Annotated in this window: 10 protein-coding genes, 2 tRNA genes, 1 pseudogene and 1 riboswitch; of the genes and pseudogenes, 5 read left to right on the top strand and 8 right to left on the bottom strand. The window is 66.6% G+C overall.

Features of this window, described 5'->3' with window-relative positions; all coding sequences use genetic code 11:
• Positions 1–8 precede the first annotated feature (8 nt).
• From F623_RS0109330 to F623_RS0109320, 3 genes are all read left to right on the top strand, one after another.
• On the top strand, positions 9–272 hold the full coding sequence (locus F623_RS0109330; protein ID WP_018861779.1) for a hypothetical protein: 264 nt from the start codon (positions 9–11) through the stop codon (positions 270–272).
• 141 nt (positions 273–413) lie between these two features.
• Positions 414–914, top strand: a complete 501-nt coding sequence (locus F623_RS0109325; protein ID WP_018861778.1) for a hypothetical protein — start codon at positions 414–416, stop codon at positions 912–914.
• A gap of 148 nt (positions 915–1062) precedes the next feature.
• A complete protein-coding gene (locus F623_RS0109320) occupies positions 1063–4884 on the top strand; it encodes an AAA family ATPase (protein ID WP_018861777.1) in 3822 nt (1273 codons plus the stop codon).
• 81 nt (positions 4885–4965) lie between these two features.
• Here the strand turns inward: F623_RS0109320 and F623_RS0109315 are convergent.
• The 5 genes from F623_RS0109315 to F623_RS0109295 form a co-directional block, all read right to left on the bottom strand.
• Positions 4966–5041: transfer RNA gene (locus F623_RS0109315), tRNA-Glu, on the bottom strand.
• Between the two features lie 20 nt (positions 5042–5061).
• On the bottom strand, positions 5062–5292 hold the full coding sequence (locus tag F623_RS0109310; protein ID WP_018861776.1) for a hypothetical protein: 231 nt from the start codon (positions 5290–5292) through the stop codon (positions 5062–5064).
• Positions 5293–5317: 25 nt separating this feature from the next.
• A tRNA-Ala gene (locus F623_RS0109305) sits at positions 5318–5393 on the bottom strand.
• Between the two features lie 42 nt (positions 5394–5435).
• The gene (gltX, locus tag F623_RS0109300; protein WP_018861775.1) at positions 5436–6842 is read right to left on the bottom strand and encodes a glutamate--tRNA ligase; all 1407 of its coding nucleotides are present in this window, start codon (positions 6840–6842) and stop codon (positions 5436–5438) included.
• 149 nt (positions 6843–6991) lie between these two features.
• Positions 6992–7972: a cytochrome-c peroxidase gene (locus F623_RS0109295; RefSeq protein ID WP_018861774.1), complete on the bottom strand. Its 981-nt coding sequence runs from the start codon at positions 7970–7972 to the stop codon at positions 6992–6994.
• 259 nt (positions 7973–8231) lie between these two features.
• A riboswitch (cobalamin riboswitch) is annotated at positions 8232–8466 on the top strand.
• 127 nt (positions 8467–8593) lie between these two features.
• On the opposite strand from F623_RS0109295, the pseudogene F623_RS0109285 reads away from it, so the two are divergent.
• Together F623_RS0109285 and F623_RS0109280 are read left to right on the top strand one after the other, a co-directional pair.
• Positions 8594–9708: pseudogene (locus tag F623_RS0109285) on the top strand (porin).
• 19 nt (positions 9709–9727) lie between these two features.
• On the top strand, positions 9728–10291 hold the full coding sequence (locus tag F623_RS0109280) for a cytochrome c (RefSeq protein WP_018861772.1): 564 nt from the start codon (positions 9728–9730) through the stop codon (positions 10289–10291).
• A gap of 60 nt (positions 10292–10351) precedes the next feature.
• Here F623_RS0109280 and cobM read toward each other — a convergent pair whose 3' ends face one another.
• Genes cobM through F623_RS0109265 form a run of 3 tightly spaced genes read right to left on the bottom strand, consistent with a single transcriptional unit; the run spans position 10352 to position 12809 of the window.
• Positions 10352–11116 carry a precorrin-4 C(11)-methyltransferase gene (cobM, locus tag F623_RS0109275; protein WP_018868485.1) on the bottom strand — a complete coding sequence of 255 codons (765 nt, stop codon included), beginning with the start codon at positions 11114–11116 and terminating at the stop codon, positions 10352–10354.
• Complete coding sequence (locus F623_RS0109270) at positions 11116–11544, bottom strand: cobalamin biosynthesis protein (protein ID WP_026279376.1); 429 nt, start codon at positions 11542–11544, stop codon at positions 11116–11118. Before F623_RS0109270 ends, cobM begins: the two co-directional genes overlap by 1 nt.
• A gap of 29 nt (positions 11545–11573) precedes the next feature.
• Positions 11574–12809 (bottom strand): bifunctional cobalt-precorrin-7 (C(5))-methyltransferase/cobalt-precorrin-6B (C(15))-methyltransferase, encoded by a 1236-nt coding sequence (locus F623_RS0109265; RefSeq protein WP_018868487.1) that lies wholly within the window; start codon positions 12807–12809, stop codon positions 11574–11576.
• Positions 12810–12812 lie beyond the last annotated feature (3 nt).

The following is a 12812-nucleotide window of genomic DNA, read 5'->3' as shown; positions in this document are numbered from 1 at the left end:
GCCCAGACATGACCTTTTCCGAACGCAACCTCGACTACCCCAAAGGCGTCAGCTACAACTTCAGCCGCCACGACAAGACCACCCCGGTACGCGTGACCCATGAGGGCAAGCGCTACGTCGGGCAGATCCTGAACTCCAAAGCCCCCTATCGCATTCGCGTGACCGAGGAGATCATCGCGCCCGGCTCCGCGCGCTTCATCCCGGTACGCGAGATCCAGGTGCAAACCCTCGAGGGCGTCGAGTACCTGCACAAGGGCTACCACGGGCACTAAGTCGCCCGCGGGGGGGTCATCCAGCCGGCTCCTCCCCGAAGGAGTCTGGGGCATGGGGACTCGTGTGCAGATGGGCCCCATGCCCTAAACTCGGAGCATAGTCACGACAGAAACCGACCTGGCGTCGGCAAGGGGTTCGCCATGAAGTATCGGCTGATCGGCATTCTCGGCACTGTCCTGCTGGCTTTTCTGCTCACCAGCCCAGCGGCGGCGGAAAAGCCTTCCGACGAGCGCGCAATTGCGGGGCTGGAACACGGCCAGATCCTCTGGGACATCACCATCGGCGACCCTGAACGCCTGATTGCCCGGCTGAGCGTCATCGAAGAGACCTACGAGGACATGGTGCGCCAAGGCCTGGAGCCGAACATGGTGTTCGCGTTTCGCGGTGGTGCCGCCGCGCTGATCGCGCGCGATACCGAGCACCTCGAGATCGAGGACGTCTCGGCCGTGCGCCACATCCATGACCGTCTGGCCGACATCCAGGAACTCGATGGCGTCCACATGGAGGCCTGCCACATCGCCACCCGCCGCTTCGATCTCGGGCAGGAAGACCTGATTCCGGGCATTAACCTGGTGGGGAATACCTTCCTCTCCATCATGGGCTACGAGCAGCAGGGATACACCACCATCCGGATCGACTAACCCGACGCTCTAAATCCCGTTACAATCCGGGTAGTATCCTTGCTCGCAGTCTGGGGTCGCGGGCGAATCGCACAATAAACACCGGGCCCACAGCGGCGTTGTCTTCGTCCGCTGGCGCACACCCGGTATTGGCGACAGGGAGAGATGGTTGGCTCATCTGGAGATCACGACCTTTGGCACGGTCGGCGTGCGGGTCGAGGGCCGTGATATACCCGCCCTCTCCGGCACCAAACTGGGTCTGTTGCTGACCTATTTGGCGGCCGAATGCCCACGGCGTGTGCCACGCCAGGAACTGGCGCGCCTGTTCTGGCCCGAGCTCGACACCAACAGCGCACGTGTCAACCTGCGTCAGGGGCTTTTCCAGCTGCGGCGGCAACTGCCCAAGCAGCCGCCAGCCACGCTGGAAGCCACGCCGCGTTATGTCCATTTTCAGCTACAGCCGGCGGCGGACATTGACTTCCTCGCCCTGCACCGGCTGCGCGCCGACCGCAGCCATCTGAGCCCCAGCGAATTGGCCGAACAAGCGCTGGCCGTGATCCGGCGCTATCGCGGTCCCTTTCTCGATCCTGTTCGGGCACTTCAGGACCTGCCCGAACTGGCCGCCTGGGCGCAGACACAGCGGGATCATTACTGGTCCCAATTGCTGAACCTGATCGAGGAAGACCTCGAAGACCTCTGTCATTCCATTGATGCCGAGCCGCTGCTCGCCGAAATCCACCGGCTGCTCGCACTGGAACCGCATGAAGACGCCCTGCACCGCCTTCTAATGCTGACCCTGTCGGGCATGGGACATCGTGAGCGCGCGCTGGAACACTTCCGGCGGCTGGAACGCCGGGCAGACGCAGCGCCCGGCAACCTGCTGGTGCGCACCCGCGACGAGATCCTGGCTCCCGCCCAGAAGAACCCTGCGCAAGCGGCACCGTCGAACGCCGCATCCGAGCCCGCCGCCCTGCGTGCCGAACGCCGTCGAGTCACGGTCGTGGCCTGCCTGGTCCAGCCCAACACCAATCTCGATGTCGAAGTGCAGCATGAGCGCATGCAAACCGCGCTGGAACAACTGGATCTGGTGCTACTGAACCACAGAGGCCACGTGATACGCGCCCACGGAAGTGGTCTGCTCGCCTACTTCGGCTACCCCGCGGGCCGCGAGCAAGCCACCGTCGACGCGGTCCACGCCGCGTGGCAAGTCCTGCAAACACCACCAACCAATTGTCAGCTACGCGTCAGTGTCCACTCTGACCTCATCGTAACCGGCGTCGACCCTGATACCCCCGACCCAGCCGGCCAGCTCAGTCAGCATGCACAGACGCTGGCACGTGCCGCCGACATCGGAACGCTTGTGGTTTCCCCACCGGTATACCAGCGTGTCTCGGGGTATTTTCTGTTCAGCCCGCTCGACGGTGACGGCGAGCTCGAAGGAAGCTGGCGCGTCGCTGGCGACCCCGGCCCCCTGGATCGCGTCGACGCTCAGCATGTACGTGGCCTGACCCCCCTGGCCGGGCGTACGGAGGAGCTTGAATGCCTGCTGCAGACCTGGCACCAGACCCTTGATCAGGGCCAGCCACACTTTGTGCTTATCCAGGGGGAAGCGGGGCTGGGCAAGAGCCGTCTCGCCCGGCACCTGGACGAGCGTATCCGTGGGCAGGCCCGCTCGCGCTTCTTGCTGAAGTGCCGCGAAGACCGCTCGCGTCACCTGCTGACGCCCGTACGTCAGGCACTCGCCGCCTGGATCGGGCGCGGGACAATGAACGCCAGCCGGAAACGACGTCTGGCACGCGCCCTGGGCACTATCCAGTCACTCGAACCTGATACGGCCGACGCCCTGACACACTGGCTCACGCACCCGGACAGCAATGGGCTCGAGTCGCTGGCCGAACAGGGGCTGGACAGGGACCGAATCATCGATGTACTCGTTGAAGTCACCCGGCGACGCGCGAGCCGCGGGCCCATCCTGCTCATCTGCGACGACCTGCACTGGATGGACTCGGGTACGGCCGAGTTCCTGAGACGCCTGCATCAGCGCCTGCATGACCGCCCGCTGATGGCCCTGCTCACCGCGCGCATGAGTTTTCGCTCCAACTGGCGCGACGTACCCCTTGAGCATCTGCGACTGCACGCATTGTCGGATACGGCCGCTGGCGAGCTCGTTGAGCGCATCGACACGCAGCATCGTCTGTCGACATACCTGCGACAGCAACTCATCGACCGCGGCGAAGGGGTCCCCCTCTTTCTCGAGGAGCTGACGCGTTACGCCCTGGAAGCGGCACGTACCGGCGCCCTTCCCGACAGCCTGCCACCGGGGCTCGCGAATCTCCTGGTGGCACGCCTGGAACAAACCGGAACCGCGCGCGGCCTGGCCCATGCCGCGGCCGTGATCGGGCGCGACTTTGATACCCGGATTCTGAGCCTCCTCCTGGGGCAGCCGGCTGACGAAATCCGCCGCCAGCTCAGCCGCCTGACGGGCCGTGGATTCATCGAACCCGTCGGCGTACTGGATGGCGTGCGCTACCGCTTCCGCCATGCGCTGTTCCAGCAGGCTGCCTACGAATCGATGCTGGTTGTCGACCGTGCACAGCTGCACAGTCGGCTGGCTGACCTTCTCCGCGACGGACCCAGTCTGGACAGCGTCGACTGGGACCAGGTCGCCAGGCACCTCTATCATGCCCGGCGTTTTGACGAAGCGGTGCCCGCCTGGCTCCAGGCGGGCGAAACTGCGTTTGCGCGTGGCATGCTGCTGGAGGCCTCTCATTACTTCGAAGACGCACTGAGTTGCCTCGATCGCGAACTGGTCGACGAGAAACCATCGGAACAGCGCGATACGCAAACCCTGCGCGCCCTGGGGGGACTTGGGGCCTCGAATCTGGCGCTACTCGGCTACGGCTCCAGTACGGTCCACGCCATATTCGAACGTGCCTTGCGCATCACCGCGCCCCAACGCGACGGAGTGCAGTATTTCCGTGTGCTCTGGGGCCTGTGGCATGGCGCTGGCTCCTGGTACGGCTTTGAGGAAGCCCACCGCCTGGCCGACGACATGGAACAGGTCGCCGTTCAATCCAATGACCGCATGCTACAGATCGCTGCGCATTATGTTCAGGGCAACACGCACTTCTGGAGTGGGCAGTTCCCGCTGGCATTGGAACACCAGACCCGGGCGCTCGATCTGTACCGCGCGGACGATCACCCTCATCTCGTCGCGCGCCACACCGAGAACCCCGCGATCAGTGCACGAGGCTTCATGGCCTGGACACTTCTGTTCTTTGGTAACCATGCCCGCGCCTGGGACGAAATGGACGCCGCTTGTGCCGAGGCAGCCGAACTTGAACATCGCCCCACAGAGGCCTTTGTCTACGCGTTCCGGGCAGCGCTCGGTTTCTTCGCGGACGACCCCGACGAGGCGCTGATCTCGGCCCGCCGCACACTGGCGATCGCCGAGGCCTACGACTATCCCTTGTGGCGGGCCTCCGGCCTGGCACTGCAGCACTGGGCCCAAGCCCGGCAGGGCGACGCCTCCGCCGTGGCACCGCTCCGGGAGCAGGCAGAAGCGCTGCGCCACATCATGGACGGCGTCAGCACCATTTTTCAGTTGTTTGTACTCGACGCACTGCATGCCACCGAAGCCGACCCCTCCGACCGGCTCGAGATTGCGACAGAAACATTGCAAAACTGCCTTAAACGGGGCGACCACGGCTTCGAGCCCTCGACCCGGCGGCTACGTGCCCATGCGCTGCTCGAACGCAGCGACGGCACCGACAGCGAAGGCTGGCAGGAACTGGAGCGAGCACGCCGTCTGGCCCACGACCACGGCAACCCGAATATCGAACGATTGACCCTGCTCGACTATGCCCGCTTCACTCGGGACGACGTCTGGCGCCAGTGGAGCGAACGCGAGATCCAGCGCATCAACCGCTGCATCATCCCGCGCCGACCCACACCCGAAGAGAGGCTGCAGCAGAACCCGCGGCTCGCCTGAGCCGATTCTGGGGGAAACGCTGGCTTGATCAGCGGAAAAAGAAAAGGCCCGAACCTTTCGGTTCGGGCCTTTTCCGAATAATGGCGTCCCCACGGGGATTCGAACCCCGGTCGCCGCCGTGAAAGGGCGGTGTCCTAGGCCTCTAGACGATGGGGACGTAGAGGCAACGTCTTGTTGCTAGTTCGGCGGGCCCTGCGGCCGGCCGCTTCCTCTGCCTCCGGCCGTCTCACGATAGATAATCGTGGTAACGACACCGGTAAACACCAGAAGAAATCCGATCGGAACCGCCGCAATCAGGGGCTTGGACCAGGTTTGTTCCCCGGTGAACATGAGCCCGAAACCGCCGAACAGCCCAACCACTGCGATCACCAGACCCACCCAGATGGATATAACCCCAAAACGATGCATCGGTGATCTCGCTTACACCCGAATTTGGTGGAGCCAGGCGGGATCGAACCGCCGACCTCCTGCATGCCATGCAGGCGCTCTCCCAGCTGAGCTATGGCCCCGTGTCAGGCGAGCGCGTACTGTAGCCAGCACCCCCTGGAGTGTCAACCCGCCTCCGCCGAAATTTTCTGGAGCGCGCGGTCGATCCGGGCGAGTGAACGCTCGCGCCCGATCAGGACCAGCGTATCGTCGATCGGCGGCGATACCGTGCCCCCGGTCAGGGCCACGCGCAGCGGCTGTGCAACCTTGCCCAGCTTCAGATCCAGACGCTCGGCGGTGTGCAGCACGACCTCGTGCAGCGGCTCCTTCTCCCAGGCGCCGAGCGCGCTGAAACCGTCGTGCAAAGTCTGGAGCACGGCCTCGGCATCGGCCGTGAGTTGCTTGCGCGCAGCCTTCTCGTCGTACTCCTCGAACTCGCGGTAGAAGTACACGCTGTTCTCGGCCATCTCGCGCAGGGTGCGCGCCCGCTCGCGCTGGGCAATCACCACATCGCGCATCGCTGGGCCATTGGACGGGTCGATCCCCAGCTGCCCCAGGTGCCAGCCGAACTCCAGCGCCACATGGTCCGGGTCCAGCGACTTGATGTAGTGCTGGTTCAGCCACAGGAGCTTGTCGGGGTTGATCGCGGAGGCGGACTGGTTCACGTCCTGGATGTCGAACAGGCGTACCAGCTCGTCCACCGAAAAGATCTCCTGATCGCCATGCGCCCAGCCCAGGCGCACCAGGTAATTCAGCAGGGCCTCCGGCAGATAGCCCTCGTCGCGATACTGCATCACCGAGACCGCGCCGTGGCGCTTGGAGAGCTTGGCGCCGTCCGGGCCCATGATCATCGGCAGGTGGCCGTAGCGCGGCGGCTCCACGCCCAGCGCCTTAAGAATGTTGATCTGGCGCGGGGTGTTGTTCAGGTGGTCATCGCCCCGAATCACATGGGTAATCTCCATATCCATGTCATCGACCACCACCGTCAGGTTGTAGGTCGGCGAGCCGTCGGAGCGGGCGATGATCAGATCATCCAGTTCGCTGTTCTGGAACGCGACCTTGCCGCGCACCATGTCGTCGACGATGGTCACACCCTCGTCCGGCGTGCGAAAACGGATCACCGGCTCCACGCCCTCGCGCGGCTCGGTGCGCGCACGGCAGCGGCCGTCGTAGCGCGGCTTCTCCTTGCGCGCCTTCTGCTCCTCGCGCATCGCATCCAGCTCTTCCTTCGTGCAGTAGCAACGATAGGCGTGGCCCGCGGCCATCAACTGGTCGATCACTTCCTTGTACCGATCGAAGCGCTCCGTCTGATAGAACGGCCCGTGATCGTAGGTCAGCCCCAGCCAGTTCATGCCCTCGAGGATCGCGTTGACCGATTCCGCATTGCTGCGCTCCAGGTCGGTGTCCTCGATACGCAGCACGAACTCGCCACCGTGGTGGCGCGCGTACAGCCAGGAGAACAGCGCGGTGCGGGCACCGCCAATATGCAGATAGCCGGTCGGACTGGGGGCAAAACGGGTACGAAAACTCATGCGTCAGACACTCGATTCCGGTGGTCGTGAAAGGCGCACAGGGTAGCAGAAGCGCCGCGGACCGACCGCCCGGAAACGAAAAAGGCCGGGGACAAAGCCCCGGCCTGCAAGGATCCCCACAAGGAGAATTCGGTCACGCGCGTGCGCGTTTACGGCAGGGCTGGGATCTCGAAGCGCGGCATCTCGCCGGTCAGCGCATGCATGAAGGCCTCGATGTCCGCGACCTCGTCATCGCTGAACTCCATGCCCAGCATCTCCTGCCCCATGATGCGGATCGCCTCGTCCAGCGTCGCGGTCTCGCCGTTGTTCATGTAGGGGTAGGTCAGCGCCACATTGCGCAGCGTCGGGGTCTTGAACGCGAACTTGTCGGCCTCATCGCCCGTGACCAGATAGCGGCCCTTGTCCTCCGAGCCCGGTACCTGGATACGATGGAAACCGCTGTCGGTCAGCGCCGGCCCGCTGTGGCAGGCCACGCAGCCGTTATCGGCGAACAGCTTCATCCCGCGCATCTGCTGATCACTCATCGCGCCCTCGTCCCCGGCCAGCCAGCGATCCAGCGGCGAGTTCGGGGTGTTCAGCGTGCGCTGGAAGGTCGCCAGGGCCTTGGCCACGTGGTCGGTATTGATCACGTTGTCGCCGTCATAGTCAGGATAGGCAGCCTCGAACTTCTCCTGGTACTCGTTGAACTCCTCCAGGCGCGCGATCGCCTCCTCCAGCGGCATCGCCATCTCGATCGCGTCCTGGATCGGACCCAGGGCCTGGCCTTCCAGATCGTCCTCGCGGCCATCCCAGAACTGCGCGGTGAAGAAGCCGGAGTTCAGCACGGTCGGGGTGTTGCGTTCGCCGACCTGGCCGTCATGGCCGACCGCGCGCGGGATGCGGTCCGCCCAGCCCAGCGCCGGGTTGTGGCAGGTCGCGCAGGAGATCACGCCGGAGCTGGAGATCCGCGGTTCGAAGAACAGCATCTTGCCCAGCTCGATCTTCTCCTTGGTCATCGAGTTGTCCGCCGGGATCGGCGGCAGCGCCGGCAGCGGCTCGAACACGTCGCGGTATTCGGAATAGTCGGTATCGGCCACGGCCGGTGCCGCCGCCCCGAATGCGACGGCCGCGCAGGCCGCCAGCGCCGTCATGCGGAATCCGGAAAGCGTTTTCATACAGGTCTCCCTTGAGCAATGGACATCTGAGAAGCGGGCATCGGTGCGAACCGATATAGACTCGGTCCAAACCACCTGAAACCCACCCTACAGACGTGGGAACCTGGTCGCGATCAAAATCCGGCTCGGGGATGATCTGGATCAATTATCAGCCTCCAGGGGAAGCCGAGTTTGCGCCCAAAACACCGTTTCCCGGGATGCCCGGGCAACCTTGACCCCCTCAAACCGTTCAATTACGGTTCGCCTCTCTCCAGGTGCCCCGGCGTTCAGTCGCCGGGGATAATCGGGAAGCCGGTGCGCGAATCGACATTCGCAAGGCCGGCACTGCCCCCGCAACGGTAGGCGGAGACGGGCGGATCCAATGCCACTGCGGTGCATCCCCGGGATGCCCGCGGGAAGGCGATCCGCCCTGGATGCATCGCGCATCCACTCCGCGAGTCCGGAGACCGGCCTGGAGGACACCCGACGCCGCGGTGGGCGGCCGAGCGGGCCAGACCGGCGTGCTCGCATCGCCCGGCCTCCCCTGCTCCCTGTCCAGCTTCCGGCGTCGTTTCATCCACGGCGTGCGGGGTAGCGCGCCTAGGGAGCACCACAACAATGAAAAATGCCCAACTTCAGCCGGTGCGGCATGCCGTCCCGGCGCTGTCCATGCTGTGCCTGATAACATCGGCAAGCGTCGGCGCCGCGCAGGCCAGTTTCGAGTTCGGCGACGCGGATGACGGGCTTCAAGTCACCCTGGATCCCTGATCCAGGGCCGCTACAGCTATAACCGCGACCCGGACGGTTCCAGCAGCGAATTCGACGTCCGCCGTGCCTGGCTAGACACCTCGGGAACTCTGGTTCACCCCGATCTGAGCTTCCGCCTGCAGCCGGACTTCAGCAGCGGCGAGCTGTCCATGCGCGACATCTGGTTGCAGTACGCACTGGGTGAACACCTGGGCCTGCGGGCTGGCCAGTTTACGGTCCCCTTTGGCCTGTCGCGGGATATCGGCGGACCCAACCGCCTGTTCACCGAACTGAGCATCGCCGGCAACCAGTTCGAGGTTCCGGCCGGCCGCGACACCGGTATCGCCCTGCTGGGCGGCGCCGGCGACGACAGCGCATGGGCCATCGGCGTGTTTGACGGTCGCGGGCGTCTGGATCAGCGCGACGATCGCCCCTCCACATCCGGCCATCTGTTCAGCGCACGCGGCGCATGGGCCCCGGTCGGCATGGTCCCGCGTGACAACACCACGGTGGGCCAAGCCGTGGAGCGCACCGTCGCCCTGGGAGTGGGCGTACAGGCCGCCAACCGTAACCATCTGCGCGACTGGAGCCGCGGTGTGGAAGACACCGTGGACAACCAGCGCGCCGACTGGGTGACCACCACGGCCGATGCCGTAATCAAATTTGGTCATACCTCGCTCTCACTGGCCGCTTTCCGGCGCGACGTCTCGCCAGACCAGACCGCGAGCTACCACGACCTGGGTGCGGAGCTGGAGCTGGCGCAATCACTGCCAATGGAGGGACTGGAGTTCGCCGCGCGCCACGCCGTATTGCGCCACGACGCGGGCGACGACCTTGGCACTGACGAGCGCTGGCAGCGCGAATGGGGCGCCGGCCTGAACTGGTACCACCGAGGTCAGCGGCAGAAGACCCAGCTTATGTGGTTCGACCGCGACGCCGACACCTCGGACTGGGAGTTGCACCTGCAGCACCAGTTCCGCTTCTGAACGAACAGGGAGAATCGCCATGAAACGGACGCAATCCACCCATCAAGCTCTGACCACCGCCCTCACCGCCGTGCTGGTACTGGCTGCCGCGGCAGGCCCGGCCACCGCCGAGGTCAGCGTCGCGATGCCGGGCCCCTGGGGCGACGACTTTGCGGAGACCCTGGACGATCCGGCCGGAGTCGATGCCAGCGAGGCCTTCCAGCGCTTTCGTCAGCAGAGCATGCAGGGCAATTCGGCCGTCTACCGGAGCATCGAGCAGATCTTGCGCTATGACGCTCCATTCGCAGGGCAACTGCCCGACCTTGCCCGCGAACTGGCGCGCAGGGGCGACGACATCGAAACCTGGTTCGCAAAGGAGACACCGGCTCGTGAAGGCGAGCCGGGGGCGCTCCCCAAGGCCTGGGAGGACCCGGAGTTCTCCGCATACAAGGCGGCATTCCGCGAGGCCACGGCCGAGCTGCAACGAAAAGTCGACGCGGCCGACGACTTGGAGGACGAGAGCTTCCAGGTGCGCGCAACCGAGGTCCTGAACGGCGTGCGCCACCAGTGCCTCGCCTGCCACGACAACTACCGCCGTCGCTGAATCACTCTGACACCCGGGGCCGCCGCTTGGCGGCCCCTTTCCCGATCAGCCGCCCGACACTCAGTCGCCATCCATGCCACGGTAGCGGCGCACATGCGCCGGGTCGTACAGCGCACTGTCGCGGAAATCGCCCGGATCCAGAGCCGGGCCCACCAGGATCAGCGCCGAGCGCCGCATGGTCAGGGCCTGCGCCCGTTCCGCGATATTCCCCAGCGTACCGCGCACCACGGTCTCGTCCGGCCAGCTGGCGCGAAACACGATCGCCACCGGGCAGTCGCAGCCATAGTGCGGCCGCAGGTCCTCGACCACGGTCTCGATATTGTGCAGCGATAGGTGGATCGCGAGGGTCGCCCCAGTGGCGGCAAAGCTCGCCAGCCGTTCGCGCTCCGGCATGGAGGACGCCCGTCCCGGCGTACGCGTCAGCACCACCGACTGCACCACCTCCGGCACCGTCAGTTCCCGCCCCAGAGTCGCGGCGGCAGCGGAGAACGCCGGCACGCCGGGCGTGATGCTGTAGTCGATCCCGGCCGCCTCCAGCCGGCGGATCTGCTCCCCCAGCGCGCTGTAAACCGACAAATCGCCGGAGTGCAACCGCGCCACGTCCTGACCCGCCGCGTGGGCCCGTTCGATTTCCTCCATGATCGCGTCCAGCGTCAGCGGCGCGGTGTTGACCACGCGCGCCCCCTCCGGGGCATGTTCCAGCACCGCCTCCGGCACCAGCGAACCGGCATAAAGGCATACCGGGCAGGCCGCGATACGATCGCGCCCGCGCAAGGTCAGCAGATCGGCCGCACCGGGCCCCGCTCCGACAAAATGAACCGTCATCAAAACTCCTCGAAATTCCCGTCTGTCCCGTTCACCGTCCGCACGGCCACCGCGCAGCTCGCCCGTGCCGAGAGCCGCCGCGGCAGCAGCAGGCGCGCCCCGTCGCCGGCCACCGCCAGCGCCGCCGCCTCCGCCACCGAACCGACCCCGGCGGCGGCACGCGAGCGCGAGGAGTCCGTGGACAGGGCAGCGTCGTGCTCGGCCAGCGCGGCCGCCGACCCGAACACCGGCTCCAGCTCCAGGTCGCGCGCGGCCGTCAACAGCACCGGGCTGTCGCCCTTGTGCGCCGGGGCCGCCAGCTGCCGGGTCACGACCGCCTCGCCGCCCCCCGTCCGCAACATGGCGTGCGCCTCGGCCAGCACCTCGCGGACCAGTGCCTCCAGCTCGCCGGCCGTGCAGGCCGAGGCGAAGCCGACGCCGGGGGTCACCCGGACACGTGCCCCGCTCAGCGTTTCCCTCAGCTCCGGCGCAGCGACCACAGGGTCACCGGCCGCAGCGGCTTCCAGCCGGCCATGCCGCCCAGCGGCTCCGCGCGGCTGACGTTGATCCGCGTGAGCTCGCCGCCGTGGCGCTCGTGCGCCGCCGCCAGCACCGCATCCCCTTCCACGGTCACGCTGCTGGCGACCAGCCGCCCGCCCGGGCGCAGCTGGTCCATGCAGTGCTCCACCAGCCCCGGCGTGGTCAGCCCGCCGCCGATGAAGATCGCGTCGGGTGGCGGCAGGTCTTTCAATACCTCCGGCGCCCGCCCGTGGATGCGGCGCAGCGCCGGCACCCCCAGCGTGCTGGCATTTCGCGCGATGCGTTCCAGGCGCTCCGCGCGCGGCTCGATCGCCACGGCGGTGTTGGCCGGATCCGCCAGCATCCACTCGATGCCGATGGCTCCGGAGCCGGCGCCCACGTCCCACAGCCGTTCGCCGCGTCCGGGCGCCAGCAGGGCCAGCGCCACCGCCCGCACCTCGCGCTTGGTGATCTGGCCGTCCTGCTCGAACTGCGCCTCCGGCCGGCCGGCACTGGCCGCCAGCACCTGCGCCGCCGGATCGGCCCGGCATTCCAGCGCCACGGTGTTCAGCGCCTCGATCGCGACCTCCGGCCAGGCCCCGGCGCGCGCGCTGACGACCGCCTCGCGGTCCGCGCCCAGCGACTGCAGCACGGTCAGGGTGGAATCGCCGAAGCCGAGCCCGGTCAGCCAGTGCGCCAGTTCCGCCGGGGTATCCCCGTCGCGGCTCAGGATCAGCAGCCGCGCGCCGTCATGCAGCCAGGGCCGCAGCGCCTCCATCGGCCGGCCGTGCACCGACAGGCAGCGGGTCTGCTGCAGCGGCCAGCCCATGCGCGCAGCGGCCAGGCTGAACGCCGAGGGCGCCGGCCAGACGCAGGTCTGCGCGACCGGAAAACGCCGCATCAGGGTCGCGCCCACCCCGAACCAGAAGGGGTCGCCGCTGGCGAGCACGCACAGCGGCTGCCCGGCGCGCGCCTCGATCCAGTCCAGCGCGGTCTCCAGCGGCGCCGGCCACACCAGGCGCTCCTGCCCCGGCCGCGCCGGCAGCATCTCCAGATGCCGTGCGCCGCCGATCACCGTCGCCGCGGTGTCCAGCGCCATGCGGGCATCCGGGGCCAGCCCGGCGAGCCCCTCCGCGCCCACGCCGACGATATTCAGCCATGGCGCTCGCTCCTCGTTCGTGGCTAGACTGGTCATCCT

The organism is Thioalkalivibrio sp. ALD1 (assembly GCF_000381245.1).
Taxonomy (GTDB): Bacteria; Pseudomonadota; Gammaproteobacteria; order Ectothiorhodospirales; family Ectothiorhodospiraceae; genus Thioalkalivibrio.
The sequence above is the reverse complement of the archived record's forward strand: the minus strand, read 5'-3'. Positions and strand labels throughout refer to the sequence as shown.